Source organism: Dorea acetigenes, assembly GCF_025567385.1.
GTDB classification, from domain to species: Bacteria; Bacillota; Clostridia; order Lachnospirales; family Lachnospiraceae; genus Claveliimonas; species Claveliimonas acetigenes.
In genome coordinates, this window is sequence record NZ_JAOQJU010000002.1 from 167,968 (window position 1) to 192,070 (window position 24,103).

At 42.8% G+C, this 24,103-nt stretch carries 14 protein-coding genes and 1 tRNA gene; 2 read left to right on the top strand and 13 right to left on the bottom strand.

What is annotated here, in order from left to right; genetic code table 11:
* Nucleotides 1-28 precede the first annotated feature (28 nt).
* The 8 genes from OCV99_RS03210 to OCV99_RS03245 all read right to left on the bottom strand — a co-directional run bounded on the left by OCV99_RS03210 (nucleotide 29) and on the right by OCV99_RS03245 (nucleotide 8,244).
* Nucleotides 29-301 (bottom strand): ACT domain-containing protein, encoded by a 273-nt coding sequence (locus OCV99_RS03210; RefSeq protein WP_158368096.1) that lies wholly within the window; start codon nucleotides 299-301, stop codon nucleotides 29-31.
* 27 nt (nucleotides 302-328) lie between these two features.
* On the bottom strand, nucleotides 329-1,126 hold the full coding sequence (locus tag OCV99_RS03215; protein ID WP_158368098.1) for an MBL fold metallo-hydrolase: 798 nt from the start codon (nucleotides 1,124-1,126) through the stop codon (nucleotides 329-331).
* 23 nt (nucleotides 1,127-1,149) lie between these two features.
* A complete protein-coding gene (gene coaE / locus OCV99_RS03220; RefSeq protein ID WP_158368100.1) occupies nucleotides 1,150-1,740 on the bottom strand; it encodes a dephospho-CoA kinase in 591 nt (196 codons plus the stop codon).
* Between the two features lie 12 nt (nucleotides 1,741-1,752).
* Complete coding sequence (gene polA, locus OCV99_RS03225) at nucleotides 1,753-4,368, bottom strand: DNA polymerase I (protein WP_158368102.1); 2,616 nt, start codon at nucleotides 4,366-4,368, stop codon at nucleotides 1,753-1,755.
* 84 nt (nucleotides 4,369-4,452) lie between these two features.
* Nucleotides 4,453-4,535: transfer RNA gene (locus tag OCV99_RS03230), tRNA-Leu, on the bottom strand.
* 80 nt (nucleotides 4,536-4,615) lie between these two features.
* A complete protein-coding gene (locus OCV99_RS03235; RefSeq protein WP_158368104.1) occupies nucleotides 4,616-5,890 on the bottom strand; it encodes a diaminopimelate decarboxylase in 1,275 nt (424 codons plus the stop codon).
* Nucleotides 5,891-5,928: 38 nt separating this feature from the next.
* Nucleotides 5,929-7,365, bottom strand: a complete 1,437-nt coding sequence (pyk, locus tag OCV99_RS03240; RefSeq protein ID WP_158368106.1) for a pyruvate kinase — start codon at nucleotides 7,363-7,365, stop codon at nucleotides 5,929-5,931.
* A 21-nt stretch (nucleotides 7,366-7,386) separates the two neighbouring features.
* On the bottom strand, nucleotides 7,387-8,244 hold the full coding sequence (locus OCV99_RS03245) for a rhomboid family intramembrane serine protease (protein ID WP_158368108.1): 858 nt from the start codon (nucleotides 8,242-8,244) through the stop codon (nucleotides 7,387-7,389).
* 218 nt (nucleotides 8,245-8,462) lie between these two features.
* Between OCV99_RS03245 and OCV99_RS03250 the strand changes: the two genes are divergently transcribed.
* Nucleotides 8,463-12,707, top strand: coding sequence for a 2-hydroxyacyl-CoA dehydratase (locus OCV99_RS03250; protein WP_158368110.1), 4,245 nt, complete (start codon nucleotides 8,463-8,465; stop codon nucleotides 12,705-12,707).
* Nucleotides 12,708-12,904: 197 nt separating this feature from the next.
* Here the strand turns inward: OCV99_RS03250 and arsS are convergent, their stop codons facing one another.
* The 3 genes from arsS to OCV99_RS03265 all read right to left on the bottom strand — a co-directional run bounded on the left by arsS (nucleotide 12,905) and on the right by OCV99_RS03265 (nucleotide 18,931).
* The gene (gene arsS / locus OCV99_RS03255) at nucleotides 12,905-14,935 is read right to left on the bottom strand and encodes an arsenosugar biosynthesis radical SAM (seleno)protein ArsS (protein WP_158368112.1); all 2,031 of its coding nucleotides are present in this window, start codon (nucleotides 14,933-14,935) and stop codon (nucleotides 12,905-12,907) included.
* Between the two features lie 2 nt (nucleotides 14,936-14,937).
* Nucleotides 14,938-16,029, bottom strand: coding sequence for a GTP-binding protein (locus OCV99_RS03260; protein WP_158368114.1), 1,092 nt, complete (start codon nucleotides 16,027-16,029; stop codon nucleotides 14,938-14,940).
* 142 nt (nucleotides 16,030-16,171) lie between these two features.
* A complete protein-coding gene (locus OCV99_RS03265; protein ID WP_262574709.1) occupies nucleotides 16,172-18,931 on the bottom strand; it encodes an S-layer homology domain-containing protein in 2,760 nt (919 codons plus the stop codon).
* Nucleotides 18,932-19,219: 288 nt separating this feature from the next.
* Between OCV99_RS03265 and OCV99_RS03270 the strand changes: the two genes are divergently transcribed.
* Entirely contained in the window at nucleotides 19,220-21,601 is a 2,382-nt protein-coding gene (locus OCV99_RS03270; RefSeq protein ID WP_158368118.1) for a phosphoketolase family protein, read from the top strand.
* 49 nt (nucleotides 21,602-21,650) lie between these two features.
* Here the strand turns inward: OCV99_RS03270 and OCV99_RS03275 are convergent, their stop codons facing one another.
* The gene (locus tag OCV99_RS03275) at nucleotides 21,651-22,544 is read right to left on the bottom strand and encodes a LysR family transcriptional regulator (RefSeq protein WP_158368120.1); all 894 of its coding nucleotides are present in this window, start codon (nucleotides 22,542-22,544) and stop codon (nucleotides 21,651-21,653) included.
* A gap of 15 nt (nucleotides 22,545-22,559) precedes the next feature.
* The gene (gene gpmI, locus OCV99_RS03280) at nucleotides 22,560-24,098 is read right to left on the bottom strand and encodes a 2,3-bisphosphoglycerate-independent phosphoglycerate mutase (RefSeq protein WP_158368122.1); all 1,539 of its coding nucleotides are present in this window, start codon (nucleotides 24,096-24,098) and stop codon (nucleotides 22,560-22,562) included.
* Nucleotides 24,099-24,103 lie beyond the last annotated feature (5 nt).

Consider the following 24,103-nt stretch of genomic DNA (forward strand, 5'->3'; position numbering starts at 1 on the left):
TCCTTTCTCTCAATCTGTCAGAGCCATATTATATTCTATGCATCTTTTCAAAAATCTCTGCTCTCTGACAATGGATTGTTACGCCAATTGCAAGGCCCAGTTTTTCAAGGTCTTCTGCATACTCTGCGAATTCTTTTACTGCCTGCGTCACATCAACAACTGCCATCATATTAAAATAACCGTCTACTATCGTCTGTGAAATATCCAGAATATTAATATTGGCTTCTGCAAGATAGGTACATACTTTCGCAATAATCCCCACCGTGTCTTTCCCTACAACAGTAATAACACATTTTTTCATTGTTCGTTTCCTCCTCATGTCTTTACATTAAACTGTTATAATATCTGATATGCTATCTCTCCTGGCAACCATCAGTGGAATATCCTCTCCTTTGTATGGGTTATTTCCTATGGTTACTTCCAGTTTGACAGTTTCATAAGCAAGCTCAGCATAATTATTCTCCTTACTAAGATGCCCTAAGAGTACGCATTTCAAATTATCATGTAGTATATCACAAAGAAGCCTTCCTGACAATTCATTCGATAAATGTCCTTTCTCTCCCATCACTCTCCGCTTCAGCGGATACGGATAAGGTCCTACCTCCAACATATGAATGTCGTGATTAGCTTCCAAAAGCACAGCATCCAGATTCTTCAAGTGCTCCACCGTATATTCATCATAAATTCCAAGATCTGTTGCCACCGCTACGGATTTTGTCCCGTGTTCAATCCGATAGCCCGACGGTTCTTTGGCATCGTGGGAAATGGCAAAGGGCTGGATTTCCATATCTCCAAGCTGGAATTTATGATCTATATCCACCGGATGTAAAAGACCTTCCGGCATTTTCCCCAATGCTTTGTATTCTTTGATTCCGTCAATCGTCCCTTTTGTGGCATAAATAGGAATCTCATATTTTCGGCTGAACACTCCCAGCCCCTGAATGTGATCCGAATGCTCATGGGTAATCAGGATTCCCGAAAGCTCATCTGCTTTCACTCCCAGCGTATGTAACCCTTCGTCGATTCTCTTCTTACTGATTCCGGTATCCACAAGCAGATGCGTCCTTTCATCTCCCACATAGATACAATTTCCACTGCTTCCACTGGCAATACTGCATAATCTCATATAACTATCTCCTGCTGCTTCCTTTACATCCTATCCATTATACTATCGAGCTGAACGCACGTTTCATCAAAGCTCCTGCTATTATCAATTGCCCGGTCACATCTTTCCAGATATGCATCCCGCGTCATCTGCGAATCAAAAATGGCCGTAATCCTGTCGTCACTATAGCCTCTGGAATTCTTAAGCCTCCTTCTGCGGACATCCCGGTCTGCATAGATAAACCAGACCTCATCACAAATTTCGTCATAATGGTCCTCCAATAAAAGCGCCGCTTCCAGTACAAACATTTTTTCACCAGCCGCACGCTGCGCCTCTATCTCTTGGCAGATAATTTCCTTTACAGCAGGATGAACGATTCCGTTTAACCGTTCCAAAAGCTGCGGACTGACGAAAACTTTCTCTGCCAGTCCTGCCCGGTCAAGCTCTCCTTCTTCATCCAATATCTCTTCTCCAAAGCTTTCAACAATTGCCCGGTAACAGTCCGTATCCTTTTGCTGTAAGGTTTTTGCTACGCGATCCGCCTCACAGACATATACTCCATATTCCCGTCTCAGATATTCCAACACTTCGCTTTTCCCAGAACCTATTCCACCTGTAATTCCTATAACTTTCATCTCTTACCTCGATTATTTTGCTTCATACCAGTTTTCTCCGGTATGCATATCCACTACCAACGGCACTTCCAGAGAAGCCGCCTGTTCCATTTCCTCTTTTAAAATCTGTTTTACTTCCTCTACTTCCGTATGATACGTCTCTACAAGTAATTCATCATGTACCTGCAAAACCAGCCGGGACTTCATGTGGTTTTCTTTCAGCCTGTTATTCACAGCACACATAGCAATCTTCATAATATCGGCCGCAGTTCCCTGAATTGGTGCATTCATTGCAACCCGCTCTCCAAAGGATCGCTGCATAAAATTACTGGATTTAAGCTCCGGCACAGGTCTTCTTCTTCCAAAGAGCGTAACCACATATCCCATTTCCTTCGCATGCTTCACTGTATCATCCAGAAAGCTTTTGATTCCCGGATATGTTTTAAAATACTGCTCAATATACTGTTTTGCCTCTTTAATATCTATACTCAGGTCTTCACTAAGCCCATAGGAACTAATGCCATATACAATTCCAAAATTAACAGCCTTTGCATTCCTGCGCTGTAAGTCTGTCACCTCTTCAAACGGCGTATGAAAGACCTGCGACGCCGTAAGTCTATGGATGTCCTGTGCTTCTTTATATGCCTGAATTAACTGTGCATCCTCAGAACAGTGCGCCAGCACACGAAGCTCAATCTGTGAATAATCTGCATCGACAAACACATATCCTTCTTCCGGCACAAATACTTTGCGAATCAATCTGCCAAGCTCCATACGGATAGGAATATTCTGCAAGTTTGGCTCTGTGCTGCTGATTCTTCCGGTAGCAGTGATTGTCTGATTGAATCTGCCATGGATTCTTCCATCTTCATTAATATAGGCAGCCAGCCCGTCAGCGTACGTGGACTTTAATTTTGTAAGCTGACGATACTCCAGAATTTTTGTAATAATCGGATAGTCCGGTGCCAGTTTTTCCAACACATCGGCTGCGGTAGAATATCCCGTTTTCGTCTTTCTGCCGCCTTTTAACCCCATCTTTTCAAACAAAATCACACCCAGCTGTTTTGGAGAATTGATATTAAACTCTTCACCCGCCGTATCATAAATTTCCTTTTCCAGCTCCACGATTTTTACACCAAGTTGTGCCCCATAAGAACGCAAAGCTTCTGCCTCAACCTTCACGCCATTCTGCTCCATGTCATATAACGTAAAAACCAACGGCATTTCTATCTCTGTAAAAAGCTGCCACATCTGCTCTTCTTTTAATTTGGCTGTGAGTGGTTCTATACTTGCCCATGCAGTATATGCTTCATAACACACCTTCACATAGTCTTCGGCTTTATCCTCCAAAATAAGATCCAGCTGTTCTCTGGCAACATCTTCATAAGTATAATCATTCTTAAGCGGATTCAGCAAATATGCAGCGACCAGCGCATCGAAAGAATGCTCTCTTCCTCCTATTTCCAGATAGCTCATAGCAGCTTTTATATCAAACATGGAAAAAACCTGTACCGACTCCGACACTTCTTTCACACGCTCAACCAGATAATCCATCGTAATGTCGTTCTCTGCATAAATACAAAAGACATTCTCTCTCCCGAAACAAATGCCAATCCCACCAGGGCCTGCCTGTCCCGCAAAAAGGGGCAGGACATTTTTCGTATTCTTAAAAACACATACCCCCACTGCCAAAGCTTTTCCCGCCTTTGCAAATATCCGATCTGCCTCTTTCCGCTCCCTGATTTCTGTAAAGCCATCTTCTACTGCATTGGATGGGGCGGTTACGTCAAATCTATTCAACAAATTCTTAAATTGCAGCCTCTGGAAATATGCATAGGCTTCTTCCGTATAAATATTACCCAGCCTCGCCTCTTCCAGGGAGTATGCAAAATCTGCATCCACATGAATCGTTGCAAGAGTCTTACTCATAACTGCCAAATCCCAATGTTCCTTTAAAGCTTTTGAGGCACGGGGCGGCTTTACTTCCTCCACATGCTCATATGCATTTTCGATGGAATGATATTCTGTTATGATTTTTGTGGCTGTCTTCTCGCCAATGCTGGGGACTCCGGGAATATTATCTGAAGTATCTCCCATTAGTGCTTTCAAATCAATAAACTCTTTCGGCGTCACCTGATACCGTTCTTTCACATCCTTGGCATAATAATCTTCTACTTCCGTCTTTCCCTGCTTTGTCTTAGGAATCCGTATCTTTACATGCTCCGTTGCAAGCTGAAGCAAATCTCTGTCCCCACTGATAACCGATACCTCCATTCCCTCCTGTTCGCAGCGTCTGGAAATGGTTCCCAGCAAGTCATCAGCTTCTAGTCCCGCTTTTTCAATCGTCTTAATTCCCATGGCATGCAGCACTTCTTTTATAATAGGAACCTGTTGACGCAGTTCGTCTGCCATAGGCTTCCGGGTCCCTTTGTATTCCGCATACATATTATGACGGAAAGTAGGGGCATGAACATCAAATGCTACCGTCAGATATTCCGGCTTTTCTTCCTCCAGGATTTTAAACATGATATTCAGGAAACCATAAACCGCATTTGTATGGAGTCCCTCTGCATTTGTCAAATCAGGAAGTCCATAAAATGCCCGGTTCAAAATACTGTGTCCGTCAATCAATACAATTTTTCCAGCCATAAGAATTCTCCAATCTGGTTATTTTTTTAATTTAAAAAACACTGGAATTCCTTCATCTCAGGCAATCCAGTGTTCTTTCTTCAATGCGGATGGTGGGACTTGAACCCACACGAGGTCACCCCCGCAAGATTTTGAGTCTTGTGCGTCTGCCATTCCGCCACATCCGCATATCCCGACCTTTTCAAGCCGAGATTCATTGTATCATAGTATTTTAAAAAAAACAATACTTTTTTGTCTCAATTTGCAATTATTTTGCAATTAATTTTTTTCCAATATCAAAGCAATCAAATGTTGCAAAATAATCAGAAGGCGTTTCCGCACGGCGAATCAGTTGTGTGCTTCCATCTTCTTTCAGCAGCACCTCGGCAGACCGAAGCCGTCCGTTATAATTGTATCCCATAGAGAACCCGTGGGCGCCTGTATCATGAATTACCAGGACATCTCCCATATCAATCTTGGGCAGCATCCTGTCAATTGCAAACTTATCATTATTCTCACACAGAGAACCGGTCACATCATACATATGGCTGCAGGGTTCGTTTTCCTTTCCAAGAACCGTTATGTGATGGTATGCGCCATACATTGCCGGCCGCATCAGATTTGCCGCACAGGCATCTACTCCAATATACTCCTTATGTGTATGCTTTTCATGAATCGCAGTCGTAACCAGACAGCCATATGGCCCCATCATAAAACGGCCAAGTTCTGTATAGATCGCTACATCACCCATTCCCGCCGGAACGAGTACTTCTTCATACACACGCCGCACACCTTCTCCGATTACCTGAATATCATTCGGCTCCTGATCCGGCTTATAGGGAATCCCGATTCCACCAGACAGATTAATGAACTTAATATGTGCACCTGTCTCTTTCTGAAGCTTTACAGCCACTTCAAACAAAACCTTCGCTAACATTGGATAATAATCATTAGTCACGGTATTGCTTGCAAGAAAGGCATGAATTCCGAATTCCTTCGCGCCTTTCGCTTTGAGAATTTTGAAAGCTTCAAAAATTTGCTCTGTAGTCATGCCATACTTGGCATCCCCCGGATTATCCATAATATCATTACTGATTTTAAACAATCCACCCGGATTATAACGGCAGCTTATCGTCTCAGGGATATGTCCGATTGTTTTTTCCAGAAAATCAATATGTGTAATATCATCCAGATTAATAATTGCCCCCAGTTTATCCGCCAATGCGAATTCTTCCGCCGGAGTATCATTCGAAGAGAACATGATGTCGCCCGGCTCGGCACCGATTGCATCAGAAAGCATTAATTCCGTCAGTGAAGAGCAATCGTATCCACAGCCATATTCCCTTAAAATACGAATAAGAAATGGATTGGGCGTCGCCTTTACTGCAAAGTATTCCTTATACCCTTTGTTCCAGGAAAAAGCTTTCTTTAATGCTTCCGCATTCCTTCTGATTCCTTTCTCATCATAAAGATGAAAGGGTGTCGGCCAGGTCTTCGTAATCTCAGCGACCTGCTCTTTTGTTACAAATGGTTCTTTTATCATAGCTATTTGTTCCTCTTTTCTGTAATATCTATTGTGCATTAATCTATAACTGCTATCCGCATCATATTGCTTACGCTTTCTTTTTCTGCTTTAATACTTGGCGAAGGGATTCCTGCCGTAAGAATGACAACATCTCCCGTCTCCACCACCTGCTTCGCAGAGAGAAGGTCAATCGCTCCGCTTAAAATATCCTCTGTTGTATGAAATTCAATTGATTTATATGGTCTCACACCCCAATAAAGCTGCATTCTTCTCAATGTCTCCTCATTCGGAGTTACGCCAATAATCTCTGCCTTAGGCTTAAACTTAGAAACAACCCTTGACGTTGCGCCGGATACAGACGGCGTTACAATACATTTTGCATTCAGGCTCACTGCCGCAGCAACTGAAGCATAACCAATTGCACTGGAAATGCCTTTTTTCTGATGCTCTCTTGATTTTTCTAATATAATCTCATAATCCAAATGCTCTTCTGTATTCTCCACAATATGAACCATCATCTGCAATGCCTCTACCGGATATTTCCCTGATGCAGTCTCTCCTGAAAGCATTACCGCATCCGTTCCATCATAGACAGCATTTGCCACATCCGTAACTTCCGCACGGGTCGGACGCGGATTGCGAATCATAGAATCCAGCATCTGTGTCGCCGTGATAACCGGCTTATAGTAATCATTGCATTTCTGTATCAGCATTTTCTGAAGGTATGGAACCTCTTCCGCCGGAATCTCAACACCCAAGTCGCCGCGTGCAATCATAATTCCATCAGAACAGCGGATAATCTCATCAATATTTCTGATTCCTTCTGCATTCTCAATCTTGGCTATAATGGGAATATAAGGAGCTTTACATGCTTTCAGCCATGCTTTTATCTCCAAAATACACTCTGCGTTACGCACAAAAGACGCTGCAATAAAATCAATTCCCTGCTCTACACCAAATTTAATATCTTCTCTGTCTTTGTCCGTAATCGCGGGAAGGCGCACCGGTACATTCGGCACATTAACACCTTTTCTCTCGCCCAGCTCTCCGCCATTTACAATCGTACATATAATCTCCGTATCCTTTTTATCCTGAACAACAAGCTCAATCAACCCGTCATCAATCAGAATTCTCTTCCCAATCTCAACATCCTCCGCCAGTCCCGGATAAGTAATGGAAACCCCCGTTTCATCCCCTGTTTTTTCCACGGTACTAAGGACGAATCTCTTTCCCGCTTCTAAAGTCACCTTTTTGCCATCTTTCAAAAGTCCTGTCCGAATCTCAGGGCCTTTGGTATCCAGCAGGATTGCAACCGGCTTTCTCTCTTCTTCCCGTACCTTCTTCAGGGTATCCATCCTGGCCTTCTGTTCTTCATGCGTTCCATGCGAGAAATTAAACCTTGCCACATCCATGCCATTCTGAATTAACTTTCTCATCATTTCAGCATCATTGGCCGACGGTCCCATCGTACAGACTATTTTTGTTTTTTTCATTTTTTCTCCATTCCTCTCCTTTTAATTCACATGTGTATGTGTAAACAAATGATCCTGGCAATACTCATAATTGCCATTGCACTTTGAGCAGTATCTGAATTCCAGATTCGGATTATCAAGCTCCGTCCGACCGCAGACGGCACATCTGTGCTTTGCTCCGTTGGCATAAGTATTTACCGGGCGAATCTTCTTTTGAAATTCTCTCTTACGCTTCACCTGCTTCGGTGAATAAGGCTTCATATTCCTGGAACCCAGGAAAAAAATAATAAAGTTCAGAATCGAAACAACCGCGGCAACCGCATTGGCTTTATATATTATGCCAAAAATTCCTCCTCCATAAGAAGGAAAAAACGCGAGAATAACCGTATACAAGAAGTATGCTCCGTCAAGCAGCGCCAGCCATTTCACCTTTACCGGAATAACAAAAAACAGAAGGAATTGCACATTCGGATACAATGCCGCAAACGCAAAAAATAATGACATATTCAAATACCACGTGTCAATCGGCAAAGATATGCCGGTAATTAGATATACGAGAATTGCAGCAAGGACATGGAACAAAATCCCGGCAAAAAAATATACGTTGAACCGAAAAGCTCCCCATGCTCTCTCCAACTGCGTACCGATCATATAATACAGATACAAAGCAAAAATAATGAAAATCACACTCGTTGAGGGCGGCTGAATCATAAAGGTTATAATTCTCCATATCTGTCCATGCAGGATTGCCGACGCGTCCAGGCTTAAGTACTGATAATAAAAGCTCGGATTTATCAATTGAAGTATAAATCCCCCCGCATACATAATAATAATGTAGTACATCAAATTTGGAATCGCATACTTTCCAAATCTGCGTTCCAGTTTACTTAACCAATCCATCTGACTACTCCTTATCTGCCTATAAAATGTATGTAGTAATTTTACCGTCTTGTGGATTGTTTGTCAATTATATCAAAAATTTTAACAGTAATTTTACAGTCTTATAATATTTGTTAATTGTCTTTTGGATTTTTTTGTCGTATAATGTTACAGGTCAAAAACAAAAAACGACATTTAATAAGTAATAACACATATTTTGTTTGATAGGAGTACATATTATGAGTCAAAAAGAATTATATACACTCGGAATTGATATCGGTTCAACAACGGTTAAAATTGCCATTCTGGATGACAATAACGATGTAGCTTTCTCCGATTACGAACGTCATTATGCAAACATTCAGGAAACCTTATCCGACTTGCTCGGCAGGGCCGTTTATAAATTGGGTTCCATTCATGTATCTCCGGTTATAACAGGTTCTGGCGGTCTGACTCTTGCAAAACATCTCGGCGTCCCCTTCGTCCAGGAGGTGGTCGCTGTATCTACTGCCTTGCAGGATTATGCTCCGCATACCGACGTTGCAATTGAACTTGGCGGCGAAGACGCCAAGATTATTTATTTTGAAGGCGGAAATATTGAGCAGCGTATGAATGGCGTCTGTGCCGGAGGTACAGGATCGTTTATTGACCAGATGGCCTCTCTCCTCCAGACAGATGCATCTGGTCTCAATGAATATGCCAAAAACTATAAAGCTTTATATTCTATTGCCGCCCGCTGCGGCGTATTTGCCAAAACAGATATCCAACCTCTAATTAACGACGGAGCATCCAAAGAGGATTTGGCCGCTTCCATTTTCCAGGCTGTTGTCAACCAGACAATCAGCGGTCTTGCATGCGGCAAACCAATCCGCGGACATGTCGCTTTTCTAGGCGGTCCGCTTCATTTTCTTTCTGAACTGAAAGAAGCCTTTGTGCGGACCTTACACTTAGATGCGGAGCACACAATTGCGCCAACACATTCCCATCTTTTTGCTGCAATCGGTTCTGCTCTTAATTCCAAAAAGGATTTGGACATTCCTGTCCGCGAACTGCAGAACCGTCTTTCCGGTAAGATTAAGATGGAATTTGAAGTTGAGCGTATGCAGCCTCTATTTGCAACAGAAAAAGATTACCAGGCATTTACAGAGCGCCATGCCAGACACCAGGTTCCGGTAAAAGATCTGTCATCCTACACAGGTAAGGCCTTTCTCGGAATTGATGCCGGTTCTACCACGACAAAGGCTGCTTTAGTAGGGGAAGACGGAACTCTTTTATATTCCTTTTACCACAATAATGATGGGGATCCTCTCGGTACTGCCATTTCCGCTATTAAAGATATTTACAGCCAACTTCCGGAAGAAGTAGAAATTGTTCACTCTTGCTCCACCGGTTACGGGGAGGCTCTGATGAAGGCCGCGCTGATGTTAGATGAAGGCGAAGTAGAGACCATTGCCCATTACTATGCTGCCTCCTTCTTTGACCCGGAAGTTGACTGCATTCTTGATATCGGCGGCCAGGATATGAAATGCATCAAAATCAAAAACCATACGGTAGACAGCGTACAGCTTAATGAAGCGTGCTCCTCTGGGTGCGGTTCTTTTATTGAAACATTTGCGAAATCTCTGAACTATTCCGTAGAAGATTTTGCACACGAAGCATTATTTGCAAAAAATCCTATTGATCTTGGAACCCGCTGTACTGTATTCATGAATTCCAAAGTAAAGCAGGCACAAAAAGAAGGGGCAGAGGTCGCTGATATTTCTGCCGGTCTTGCTTACTCTGTAATTAAAAACGCCCTTTTCAAAGTAATCAAAGTATCGGATGCATCTGAGCTTGGAAAACATATTGTTGTACAGGGCGGGACCTTCTATAACAATGCAGTGCTGCGAAGTTTTGAAACAATTGCAAATTGTGAAGCAGTCCGTCCTGACATTGCCGGTATCATGGGAGCTTTCGGTGCCGCTCTGATTGCAAGAGAACGCTACGCGGATTGTGAAGGTACTACCATGCTTTCCATTGAAGATATCAATACATTGGAATACCGGACAACAATGACGAAATGTAAAGGCTGTACGAACAATTGCCGTTTGACAATCAACCATTTCAGCGGCGGAAGAAAATTTATCACAGGCAACCGCTGCGAACGTGGTCTGGGGAAAGAAAAAAGCGAAAACAAACTGCCGAACTTATTTACTTATAAAAACCAGAGATATTTTAACTACGAACCGCTGAAAATAGAAGAAGCAAAACGCGGCATAATTGGTATCCCAAGAGTACTGAACATGTATGAGAACTATCCTTTCTGGCATACTTTTTTCACAGAGCTGGGATTCCGTGTAATCCTCTCTCCTGCTTCTACCAGAAAGATTTACGAACTTGGTATTGAATCTATTCCAAGCGAGTCTGAGTGTTACCCGGCAAAGCTGGCTCACGGCCATGTACAATGGCTGATTAATGAAAAAGTGCCTCACATTTTCTATCCTTCCGTCCCTTACGAAAGGAATGAATTTGAAGATGCCAACAATCATTACAATTGCCCGATTGTAACTTCTTATCCGGAAAATATTAAAAATAATATTGATGCCATTGTAAATGGTGAAGTGGATTTTATCCACCCGTTTATTTCATTTAAAAACGAAGAAACCCTTTCGTCACGGCTGATTGAAGAACTGTCCTCTAAGTTCTCCATTCCGCCGGAAGAGATTAAAACTGCTGTCCACGCAGCATGGATGGAATTAAATGCCTGCCGCGAAGACATACGCCGGAAAGGCGAAGAGACAATTGCTTATTTGGACAAAACAGGAAACCGGGGAATCGTGCTTGCCGGCCGTCCTTATCATATTGACCCTGAAGTCAACCACGGACTTCCCGAATTAATTAATTCCTATAATATAGCTGTTCTAACCGAGGACTCTATATCACATTTGAATCCTGTGGAACGTCCTTTAAATGTTATGGACCAGTGGATGTACCATTCCCGGCTGTACGCTGCCGCAAACTACGTAAAGACAAAAGATAATCTGGAATTGATTCAGCTCAATTCATTCGGATGTGGTCTGGATGCTGTGACTACCGACCAGGTAGCCGACATTCTGACGGGTTCCGACAAGATTTATACAACTTTGAAAATTGACGAAGTAAATAATCTTGGTGCGGCAAGAATCCGTGTCCGCTCCCTCCTTGCGGCAATCCGTGTCAGAGAAAAGCGTAATGAGAAGCGAGAAATCCATTCTTCTGCCATCACAAAAGTTCCATTTACAAAGGAAATGCGCAAAGAATATACAATTCTCTGCCCGCAAATGTCTCCGATCCACTTCGAATTATTGGAACCGGCTTTCCGCGCATCCGGATACAAGGTAGAAGTCCTGCCAAATGACAACAAACACGCCGTAGATATGGGACTGAAATATGTAAATAATGATGCCTGCTATCCTTCTCTCATGGTTGTGGGCCAGATTATGGAAGCAATTTTATCCGGCAGATACGATACCGATAAAATTGCCGTCATCATCAGCCAGACCGGTGGCGGGTGCCGCGCATCCAACTACATAGGCTTTATACGCCGTGCACTGAAGAAAGCCGGATATGAACACATCCCTGTTATTTCCATTAACTTAAGCGGATTAGAGGGAAATCCCGGATTTAAAATCACACTTCCTTTGGTACTTCGCGGAGTATACGCCGCTATCTTCGGGGATATTTTCATGAAATGCGTCTATCGCCTGCGTCCTTACGAAGCTATTCCCGGTTCCGTAAACGCCATGCATGAAAAATGGAAGAAAGTCTGCGCTGATTTTGTATCTTCCGGCTATCCATCCAGAAGAAAGTTCAAAAAACTGTGCAAAGACATTATTGAAGACTTCGACAATAACATCGAACTCTTAGATATTAAAAAACCCCGCGTCGGTGTCGTAGGAGAAATTCTCGTGAAATTCCTTCCGGCAGCCAACAACCACCTGGTAGACCTTCTGGAAAGCGAAGGCGCAGAGGCTGTTGTGCCTGACCTTCTGGACTTTCTCCTTTATTGCTTCTACAACCAAAATTTCAAGGTACAGAAGCTTGGCTTTGCCAAGAAAAAAGCAACCCTTGGAAACCTCGGCATTAAAGCGCTGGAATGGTTCCGCGCCCCTGCAACAAAAGCTTTCAAAGAAAGCAAACACTTCGACCCACCGGCGCACATCGAAGACCTGGGAAAAATGGCATCTGAAATCGTATCTCTGGGCAACCAGACCGGAGAAGGCTGGTTCCTGACCGGAGAGATGCTGGAACTCATCCATAACGGCGCTCCGAATATCGTATGTACGCAGCCCTTTGCCTGCCTGCCAAACCACGTAGTAGGAAAAGGAGTCATCAAAGAACTAAGACGGCGTTACCCCGAATCCAACATCGTAGCAATCGACTTCGACCCAGGCGCCAGCGAAGTCAACCAATTAAACCGAATCAAACTCATGCTCTCAACCGCATACAAAAACGTCCACGAATAGCATGAGCAGTGTAAAAAATAAGAAGATACGCCATATGTGCTCGCACATATATGGCGTATCTTCTTATTTTTTATAGAGCGAGGCTCGTGACGTAAGGCTACATAGCAATGGCGAGGTCGCACTGCTCATGCTTCTCAGAGCGAAGCTCGTGACGTAAGGCTGCGTAGCAATGGCGAAGTCGCACTGCTCATATCAACTTATCCATGCGAAAGATTCCCGCCACAGCTGCTTCCATATCCCGCCGTACAGCTATAGCAGACAGCACAAGTCGGAATCTCCCGCTGTGTAAGCGGCTTGTCTGCAATATCTGCAATATTCTTCTCTCTCATCGGTTTAATGCCAAGCACATGATAGTATTCACAGTCATACAGGCTTCCGTCATAATCTACATTAATCTGATCCCGGCACATAACCCCGGGCAGATTATCTTCATTAAAATTCTCACTCTGAAGCTTCAGATAAGACCCTAATTTCCCCTGGCACTTTAGCTCCTGTCCAAATCGGCCAATGGGTACATTCCCTATCGCAATCAAATCTGTAAACTCAATGTCATATTCATTCTTAAGAACCTTACGGTATGTATTCTCCAGCATAATCTCATTCGGAGGCAGATACGGCCCATCTGTATTATATACCAAAGAGAGCTGAAGCTCATCCTTCTTACCATAACCAATAGCATTAAGCTTCTGCAGAATTTCAATCGCCGGATCAAACACACAGGAACCTCTCTGCTTTTCCACCACTTTTTTATTGTAATAGGGCAAAGAGCATACGATCCGTACCTTATTTCTCATATACACATCAATAAAATGCGCATATTTTTCATTCTTTAATATAGTAAGATTCGTCCGCACAATGACTTTGCCAAGTTTTGATGCCTCATCAATAAAATATTCCAGATTCGGATTCATTTCCGGCGAACCACCTGTAATATCCATGACTTCATAACCACCGGTTTTAAATGCCCGGAGACAAAAATCCATCGTTTCTTTCGTCATCATCTCCGTCCGCTCCGGACCACATTCCAAAAAACAATGCGTACAAGACAGATTACAGCGATACCCCACATTAACCTGCATAGTTGTCAACTTTGGCTTAGAATACAATTTATCTATACTCTTTACCTTGTCCATAAATTCCGGTATATCATAACGCTTCATTTCATCGTTCAGGGTTTTTATCGAAATTTTCTGGGTTTTATCATATTGGGTCGGATTCAATTGAAGCGCAATTTCTCCAAATAATCCCCGATGGGTCTCTCCCTCTCCCGTCACCGTAAAATGGTTTTTCATGCGCGAAGTCTTCAAGATAGCCGCAACATTCCTACTAACTCCAAGTGGCTTATTTTTAATAAAACGGCACGTTTCATCAAAATCAAAATACCTTCTATTTTCCTCCATTGTCCCGAGATAGACCGCACTGTGTCCGTAGTCCTCTTCCCGGTCTTCTAACCCTTTTACTTTAAATGCACGAACTGTACAAGAATAAAATTTAATATCTCCTACCAGCCGGACTATCTCAAAATCATGGGGCTGAATAAGTGTTTTCTCAACCATATAGTAGGTAATAAAGCCGCACCGATGCATGAGTCTGCGGAAATCTTCCAGATACATGGCACCTCCCATACATTCTCCACGCATTACCGGATCATTCTTAATTTCATCAGGAAGTCGTCTGTCCGCAAAGACATCGGAGAAACATAATTCTCCGCCTTCCTTCAGGACGCGGTATACTTCTGTAAATATCTGCTCCTTAAAAGGTGACAAATTAATCACACAGTTGGATGTCACTACATCTACAGAATCATCTTCAATACCAAGGCTTTTCAAATCTTCTATATATCCCAGATGGAAACTGGTATTCGGCTGCTTATAGCCAAATATTTCTGCCTGCTCCTGCTGACAGCGGATAGCAACGTCAATCTGTTCTTTTGTCATATCCACGCCATACACGTGTCCCCGCTCTCCGACAAGCTTAGAAAGAATGTACACATCTCTTCCTGTCCCGCAGCCAAGATCCAACGCAGTGCATCCGGAAAGTCCCATGGGAATCGGCGACCCACAGCCATAAAATTGTTTCTTGATTTCATCTTTAATAAGCGGAAGAACATCTTTTACATATCTGGGAGGCGCCGAACTGCAGCAGCAGGCATTTGTCTTCAGGTCATCGCTGCTTTGAAGAGTCACACCATAGTATTCTTTTATCTGTTCATGAATTGCATCTGCCATATTTATCTTCCTTCATCCATCATACCAAAGCACTCATTGAAGAAAAGCTTTACTTTTACGTTATACTTCTCTGCAATCACTTCAAAAGCCTCGTCCACAATGTCAAGCAGAAGATCAGATTCACATACAGCACGGGCATTGATTACAAGCTGTAATTTGGATGTATTTTCCTTAAGTTCCTGATCATGGATAATATCATAATCTACACCAATCAAACTTGCCTTGCCATAATCATTTTCCTTTCCTACTGCAAAAGTCTTAAGATGCGGCACGTTTCTCTTGTTGGCTATTAATCCGTCGCGAATTTCATCAATAACGTCATCTACCAACTGATTACCATCAAATTCGATTCCATCTTTAGAAGTAATAAATACATTCCGATTAAACCAGGACATTTTCTTCTCTGCAGAAATAAATTCCGGGCCGCCATATCCAATATCCGTAATATTAACACGGCTCTCTGCCGTCAGCACGTAATCCGCTAAAGCTTCTAAGCCCGTTTTTTCTTTTGCAGAAATCGGGAATACCGGAATACCCGGGCATGCTTCCTGCAAAAACTTCACATAGCGGGCAACTTCTTCCTCACTCATAAGATCTGTTTTATTGAGGACAATACAGTCTGCTTCTCTCAACTGTGCATCTAATAAAAATTTCAGTTCTTCCGGTAGATTAATATCTGCCTGTTCCGGCATAATCATGCGGAGCCTTTCCGGGTCTGCGATAACGGTAAATGGAGCCAGTGTAAATTCATCTTTATGATTCTTGTCAAGATTACCGTATACATGATCCAGTGCGCCAATCCCACATCCCGGTATATCTGACATAACGATATCCTTCGGTTCTTTATTCAGACGGTTAATCCTTTCAATCAGCGTATCTGGAATATAGCAAATACAATCTCCTCCAATCGGTGTAACTTCTACATTCTGACGGCTGGAATACTCCGCATCTATAATGTAATTTGCACCAAGATCATTTGCAATAATCGCAGCATGCTTACCAATACTATTGATGTACTCTGTCAGCGCCACCATTGTGGTTGTTTTTCCTGCACCCAAAAATCCACTAACTACCATAAATCTTTTCTTGTCCATAGCTACTACCTCCAAAATGTAAATTGTCAATTTTAATCATAATTTGCAAAGCCTATACAATAATAATAACTGATTTATGGCATTTATTCCAATCAATCTCCTCTATCTTCAACGAATATGTATTGATACAATCTATTACTATTTATTTTATAACCCCAATTCCCCAAATGGAAAATTCTTTATCCACATCTTCCATGCAGATAGAAACATCAAGCGTTCCGCTTTCATTTTGAATATATGCAATATCTGCATCCGGTCCTCCCCATGTATATGGACGCTTCCCACTGATAACAGATGTTTGTCCATTTACAGTCACCTTAAGATTCCCGAATGTTTCATCATCCTTGGATTGGAACAAAATGAAAATCCCTTTTCCAGTTGCTTTAAAGGTCATAGGCGTATTAGCGCTTCCCTTTACAAACTTCCATCCATATGGGAAACGGTAATTTGAATCACTGGATGCAAAGGAACCATTTACCACATCTGCAAGCTCCCACGGCGGTGCAAGAGTTGCTGTCGCATATTCCGTTCCATAAACAGATGTAACTGGCATTCTGTAAGATTCATCCCTGTTGACCGTCTTAAGTGCCTGACGATAGTAATATGCAATAGCATCAGAAATCAACTTATTTCCTGCGTCATGGGGATGGAACTCATCTTCAAAATAATCGTCCGTTGTCAAAAGTCCGGATGCAAATGCTTTCGTCAATGCAATATCCATACTTAAGACAGGCACGTCATAATTCTTGCCAATTGCCCCCATCTGTTCCTGCATGGTATTCCCACCTTTGGAACGATTAACTACAATGATAACCGCAGGCTCGCTCTTCCAGGACAGACATTGCCTCACCAGCCCCTCAAAGCTCTTCTTGCACAGTTCACTTGCATTATCATTCACTGAAAATTCAATAAAAACGACGTCCGGATCATCGTTCAATATATCATACTGCGCACGGATCAACCCTACCACTGAGGACGTTCCTGATAATCCTTTATTGATATATTTTACATTATCGCCTGTCCCGAATGTATCTGCAAAATAATCATAAGAGCGCTTTGCATAACAGGTATTGTCCTTTCCGACGCCTTCTGTAATCGAGCCTCCCAGATAAGCAATCTTAACCTCTTCTCCCTTCTGCGCTTTTTCTATTTTACTGCGCAGCCTGTAAGTGTTTCCCATGTTATAAATTGCATTTTGGTAAAATTCCTGCATTTCAGCACTGTCCGTTTCTTTATAATCATCCCACTCATTTTCATCCGGTTCTGTACTTACGTCAAAACTTTTTTTGAAAATAGACCGCACAAAATTGTAAATATGTGGCCGTATAGTCATTCCGCCATGATCTCCGTCAGCAACGGTATGCCATACGTGATCCACTCCATTTTCTGTCAGAATAGTATGATAATTCTGCGGTGCATTTCCTACAACTCCATCATTTACCGCAGCACTCACCATAATAAGACTTGGCTCACCCTTTTCTTTATCGAACAAAAGCTTGTCTTCTTTCAATTGTCCCGGATGGAAATTCGGATCATCCCCCGGGGTAAGTCCCGGAGCCGGGCAGGCAGCGCCTACATACCCAAATAAATCTGATCTTGTAAGTCCGATAAACAGAGATTCGCGTCCTCCCATTGAAAAACCTGTAATGGCCGTATTCTCCCTGCCAGTAGCGACAGCAAAATTTTCTTCTATGTATGGCATAAGATCTGTAGTAAGGTCGTTGATGAAGTTATCATAATTCAATGAATTCTGCAGATCTAACCCACTGCAGTACTGCTGGTCTTTGCTGCAGTAAATATATGGGAATACAACAATCATCTTCTCCGCTTCGCCCTGTGCCGTAAGGTTGCCAATCATCTGTTTAAGACGCAGGGAAGCGTCTCCTGCATCTAAAAGCGCATCTTCTGTCCCCCAGTAACCGTGAAGTACATACAGAACCGGATACTCTTCTTCCTCAGAATATCCTGCCGGAAGCAGCACATTTACATTAGTATTCCGCTGTGCTGTAGTGGAATAATAGGTATATTTTCTAAGATCACCATAATCCACACCAGCTTTCTCATCGGTAATTCCGTTGGGCTCTTTTTCCGTAACCAACTTCCTGACGGCCTGCATATATTCCGTCGAAGTCATTGCCGGGTCAACCGGGTCTGGATCGTCCGGGTCAACCGGATTCGGATCGTCCGGATCAATCGGGTCTGGATCGTCTGGAGCAATCGGGTCCGGATCGTCTGGAGCAGCCGAAACTACATTTTCAATAAATCTCTGGATGATTGCAGCACATTCAGCTCTGGTTGCATTTCCTCGTGGGTCAAGAACTTTTCCTTCGTATTTACCGCTGATAATCTTATTAGCAACTGCCCACTGTATTGCTTCATCTGCAAATTCATCTACCTGGTCTGCATCCGTAAATTTACTGAAATCAGCCTTTGTCTCCGTGTCATACCCAAGATAATCTGCATAACGGTACATCATAACAGCCATCTGTTCGCGATTAATCTGATCAGCCGGTCCGAAATACCCTGTATCCGTGTACCCATTGACAATCTTTTTCTCAGCCGCCCAAATAATAGCATCCGTATACCAGACTTCATCTTCTACATCCGGGAACACTTCTTCAAACGCCATCGCAGGCGACTTTTCCATGCGCCAGACAATAACAGCAAACTGCGCTCTCACCAACAAATCATTGGGACCGAATTGCTTATTATTCAGCCCTGTCATAATTTCATTATTATATACATACTGTACATAATCCTCATACCAATCCCCTGCATTCACGTCCTCAAAGACATCACTTACTTTTCGATCTGCCTGCGCAGCCACGGAATCTGTTCCTACTGACATTGTCAACAGCAAAAGAGCCGCCATACACTTCTTAGCAATTTTCTTTATCCTCATTCTCATTTCTCCTTCCGAATAAAATAGATTATAATAAACTATAGAATATTTTTCTACTCGCTTCAACCTGACAAAAAATAGATTTTTGTGTTTTTTTATGAAAAAACTATATTTTTTGATGTTTTTCATGTAAAATATAATAAATAACTGCCAAAAAAATCGCACTATATCCATATCAGAATGTTATGGATTTAATGCGATAATGTTATTTTACGATATGTTATTTTCATGTTAGAATGGAAATAGTTAAAAAATTAACTAAAATTTTATAAAGAAAGAGGGATGAAGATGCAAGATACTATGTGCCTTGAGAAACAGCCGTTATCTCAGGAGATGCTCGAAAAAATGAACGCATACTGGCGCGCTGCCAATTATTTATCTGCCGGTCAGTTATACCTGTTAGATAATCCAATGCTCCGTGAACCATTAACAATGGATCACATTAAGAAAAAAATTGTAGGTCACTGGGGAACCGTACCTGGACAGAACTTTATTTACGTACATTGCAACCGCGCAATTAAGCGTTATGATCTGGATATGATTTTACTTTCCGGTCCGGGACACGGCGGAAACTTCCTGATTGCCAATACATATCTTGAGGGCAGCTACAGTGAAGTATATCCAAATATCAGCCAGGATGAGGACGGTATGAAGAAAATGTTCAAACAGTTCTCTTTCCCATGTGGCGTTCCAAGCCATTGTGCTCCGGAAACACCTGGTTCTATCAATGAGGGTGGTGAGCTTGGTTATTCTATCGCACATGCATTTGGAGCTGTATTTGATAATCCGGATTTGATTGCAACTGCTATCGTTGGTGACGGAGAAGCTGAAACCGGTCCTCTTGCTACTTCCTGGCAGTCCAATAAATTTTTAAATCCTATTACAGATGGTGCTGTACTTCCAATCCTTCATCTGAATGGATATAAAATCAGCAACCCAACTATTTTCTCTCGTATTCCTCATGATGAAATCGAGAGTTTCTTCAAGGGCTGTGGCTGGAAGCCTTATTTTGTAGAAGGCGACGATCCGATGACGATGCACAAAAAGATGGCAGAGACTATGGATACCGTTATTGAAGAGATTAAGGCTATTCAGAAAAATGCACGTGAAAATAATAATCCGGAGCGTCCGGTATGGCCAATGATTGTTCTGCGCACACCAAAGGGATGGACAGGTCCAAAGGTTGTAGACGGACTGCAGATTGAAGGTTCTTTCCGCGCTCATCAGGTACCTCTTACTATGGAATCTCCTGAGCATCTGGATCTTTTAAAAGAATGGCTTGAAAGCTATCATGCTGAAGAACTTTTTGATGAACACGGCCGTCTGATTCCGGAGCTTGCCGAACTTGCTCCAAAGGGTGATGCGCGCCTTGGTGCAAATCCTCATGCAAACGGCGGTCTCCTTCTGAAAGACCTTCGTCTCCCGGATTTCCGTGAATACGGAATTGATGTAGATCCTGGAAAAACAAAGGCGCAGGATATGATCGAACTCGGAGGATATATCCGCGACATTTTCAAATTAAATAAAGAAAACAAAAACTTCCGTATCTTCGGACCAGATGAAAGTATGTCTAACCGTCTGTATCATGTATTTGAAGAAGAAAACCGTGACTGGAACGCTGAACTTCTGGATACCGACGATTGTCTTGCAAGAAACGGACGTATTATGGATGGTATGCTGAGCGAGCATATGTGCGAAGGCTGGCTGGAAGGTTATCTTCTTACCGGACGTCATGGCTTCTTTGCAAGTTATGAAGCATTTATCCGTATCGTAGACTCCATGGCTGCACAGCACGCAAAATGGCTCAAAGTCTGCAATCAACTTTCCTGGAGACAGCCGATTGCATCACTCAACTTCATTCTGACGTCTAACGTATGGCAGCAGGATCACAACGGATTTACACATCAGGATCCTGGTTTCCTGGATCATATCGCTAATAAGAAAGCAGATGTTGTCCGCATGTATCTTCCACCGGATGCAAACTGCCTGCTTTCCTGCTTTGATCACTGTATCAAGAGCAAGAACTATGTAAATGCTATCGTTGCATCTAAACATCCAAGCTGCCAGTGGCTGTCTATGGAACAGGCAGTAAAACATTGTACGCAGGGTATCGGTATCTGGGAATGGGCAAGTAACGACTATGGCCAGGAGCCAGACATTGTAATGGCTTCCTGCGGTGATACACCGACACTGGAAGTTATGGCGGCTGTTACAATCCTTCGTGATGAGATGCCGGATCTGAAGATTCGTGTTGTCAATGTAGTAGACCTCTTTAAGATGCAGTCTGACCACAAGCATCCGCATGGATTAAGCGACAACGAATACGATGCAATCTTCACAAAGGATAAACCGGTTATTTTCGCATTCCATGGTTATCCGACACTGATCCATGAATTGACATTCGAGCGTAACAACCACAATATGTCTGTCCATGGATACTTGGAGGAAGGTACAATTACTACTCCATTTGATATGCGTGTCCAGAACCAGATCGACCGTTTCAACCTTGTAAAGGATGCAATTATGCATCTTCCACAGCTTGGCAACAAAGGTTCCTTCTTAATTCAGAAGATGAACAACAAGCTTGTTGAGCACAGACAGTACATTGCTGAATATGGACAGGATCTGGAAGAAATCCGCAACTGGGAATGGCATACACCAGAAAAATAAAGCAAGAAGCAAAAAGGAAGCGTCTTATAAACGCTTCCTTTTATATACATTATATATATCTGCTTTCCAGATATTTCTGAAATGCCTTAGCAGCTATACTCCTTGGATATTCCGAATCATATACCAGAGTGATGTCTCGTTCAGGAAGCTTCTCTTCCATCTCAATTTCAAAGACTTCCCCTGCCTTCACATCTCCACTTGCAAATTCTTCAGGGATAAAACCTATTCCTAAATTATGCCTGACAGCAGGAAGGATCATATCTGTTGTTGCAAGCTCTACCGCCGGAGCAAAAATCAGTCCATGAGTTTCAAAGTACTCATTTAGAAATTTTCTGGTAATAGACTCCGATGTCAGGCTGATCCACGGGCACTCCGACAATTCCCTAATGGGTATCTTTCTCCCTTCCAAATTACGGAATCTTCTTCCTCCAATTAAAACATTGTGATATGTACAGACTTTCATCATCTTCAGCGGTTTCACAATATGGAAAGGTGCTGACACTACTGCAACATCGACCTTCCCTTCCCGAAGTGCCTGGATAGATTCTTTCGTACTGTTATTTAAAATCTTAAAATGAACATTTGTATATTTCCTATTAAATTCCTCCATCGCCTGAAATAAATAGCAATGAAGCGCTGTTTCTGTTGCACTGATATAAATCGTTCCATACTCCAGGCTGACCATACTGGACAGCTCGCTTTCTCCTCTGAAAAACTGAGCGCATCCCGCAGACACATAATCGTAAAACATCCTTCCCTCAGGTGTCAGCTCTACTCCTTTTTTACTCCTGATAAACAAACGGCATCCCAATTCATTTTCAAGATTGTGTATGGTACGGGTTATCGCGGGCTGACTGGTTCTCATCACATTAGCTGCCCGCGTAAGGTTCCCGTATTTTGCCACATAATAAAATATTTTGTAGTACTCAAAATTAGAATTCATTATGGTTCCTCAAAATTATTTTACCAGCAAAGATTTTCCCGTCATTTCTTTTGGCTGTTCCATACCCATAAGCTCAATCAGAGTCGGAGCAATATCCGCCAGGCATCCGCCCTCTCTCAATTTATAAACCGGATCAGCATTTACCAAGATAAAAGGAACCGGATTTGTCGTATGTGCCGTAAAGGGCTCTCCTGTCTCTTCGTCGATCAACTGTTCAGCATTTCCATGATCGGCACAGATAAACATCTGCCCATCCACTTCCCGAATCGCTTCCACAGCTTTGCCAACACATTCATCCACTGCTTCAATTGCTTTAATTGCCGCTGCCTCTACACCGGTATGCCCAACCATATCAGGATTAGCGAAGTTAATGATGATTACATCATACTTTTCTGATCTGATTGCATCTGTCAGCTTATCACATACTTCATATGCACTCATCTCCGGCTTCAGGTCATAGGTTGCTACCTTTGGAGATTTTACAAGAATCCTGTCCTCTCCCGCATTTGGCTCCTCTACGCCTCCATTGAAGAAAAAGGTAACATGCGCATATTTTTCCGTCTCAGCAATTCTAGCCTGTTTCAAACCATTATTTGCAAGGAATTCGCCAAATGTGTTCGTAATCTCTTCTTTTACGAATGCCACCTGCTTATTCGGGATTGTCACATCATACTCAGTAAAGCAAACATAAGTTGTTTTTACTCTCTCGCCTCTTTCAAAACCGGAAAACTCATCATCACAAAATGTTCTTGTAATTTCTCTTGCACGGTCAGGACGGAAGTTAAAAAAGATAATGGAATCATTGTCTTTAATTGTTGCAACCGGAGCGCCGTCTTTTACCACGACAGTAGGAAGTACAAACTCATCTGTCGTCTCTTTATCATAAGAAGCCTGGATTCCTTCTGGTCCGCTTACAGCAGTCTCTCCTTCTCCATATACCATAGCTCTATAAGCCTTCTCCACACGATCCCAGCGGTTATCACGGTCCATTGCATAATAGCGTCCCATAACCGTCGCCACTTCGCCGACACCGATTTCCTGCATCTTCGCAACTAATTCTTCCACATATTCTTTGCCGGATGCCGGTGGAGTGTCACGTCCATCCAGGAAACAGTGCACATAGACTTTATCAAGCCCCTGTCTCTTTGCCAGCTCCAACAAGCCATAAATGTGTGTATTATGACTGTGCACACCACCATCTGATACCAGGCCAAACATGTGAAGCGCACTGTCATTCTTCTTCGCATTCTCGCAAGCAGCAAGAAGCGCTTTATTTTCAAAGAAATCTCCATCCTGAATCGCCTTTGTAATCTTAGTAAGATCCTGATATACGATACGCCCTGCTCCCATATTCAGATGTCCTACCTCAGAATTTCCCATCTGCCCATCCGGAAGTCCAACTGCCATTCCGCTTGCATTACCTTTTACGAACGGGCACTCTGCCATCAGTTTATCCATAACCGGAGTGTTCCCTTCAAAAACAGCATTTCCGGTAGTTTTCTCATTCAAACCATAACCGTCTAAGATCATAAGTACTGTCGGTTTCTTACTCATTACTA

Bases quoted from the DNA above. Each gene is read 5' to 3' on its own strand.
- OCV99_RS03210 (WP_158368096.1), bottom strand. From the start codon at position 301: ATGAAAAAATGTGTTATTACTGTTGTAGGGAAAGACACGGTGGGGATT.
- OCV99_RS03215 (WP_158368098.1), bottom strand. From the start codon at position 1,126: ATGAGATTATGCAGTATTGCCAGTGGAAGCAGTGGAAATTGTATCTAT.
- coaE (WP_158368100.1), bottom strand. From the start codon at position 1,740: ATGAAAGTTATAGGAATTACAGGTGGAATAGGTTCTGGGAAAAGCGAA.
- polA (WP_158368102.1), bottom strand. From the start codon at position 4,368: ATGGCTGGAAAAATTGTATTGATTGACGGACACAGTATTTTGAACCGG.
- OCV99_RS03235 (WP_158368104.1), bottom strand. From the start codon at position 5,890: ATGATAAAAGAACCATTTGTAACAAAAGAGCAGGTCGCTGAGATTACG.
- pyk (WP_158368106.1), bottom strand. From the start codon at position 7,365: ATGAAAAAAACAAAAATAGTCTGTACGATGGGACCGTCGGCCAATGAT.
- OCV99_RS03245 (WP_158368108.1), bottom strand. From the start codon at position 8,244: ATGGATTGGTTAAGTAAACTGGAACGCAGATTTGGAAAGTATGCGATT.
- OCV99_RS03250 (WP_158368110.1), top strand. From the start codon at position 8,463: ATGAGTCAAAAAGAATTATATACACTCGGAATTGATATCGGTTCAACA.
- arsS (WP_158368112.1), bottom strand. From the start codon at position 14,935: ATGGCAGATGCAATTCATGAACAGATAAAAGAATACTATGGTGTGACT.
- OCV99_RS03260 (WP_158368114.1), bottom strand. From the start codon at position 16,029: ATGGACAAGAAAAGATTTATGGTAGTTAGTGGATTTTTGGGTGCAGGA.
- OCV99_RS03265 (WP_262574709.1), bottom strand. From the start codon at position 18,931: ATGAGGATAAAGAAAATTGCTAAGAAGTGTATGGCGGCTCTTTTGCTG.
- OCV99_RS03270 (WP_158368118.1), top strand. From the start codon at position 19,220: ATGCAAGATACTATGTGCCTTGAGAAACAGCCGTTATCTCAGGAGATG.
- OCV99_RS03275 (WP_158368120.1), bottom strand. From the start codon at position 22,544: ATGAATTCTAATTTTGAGTACTACAAAATATTTTATTATGTGGCAAAA.
- gpmI (WP_158368122.1), bottom strand. From the start codon at position 24,098: ATGAGTAAGAAACCGACAGTACTTATGATCTTAGACGGTTATGGTTTG.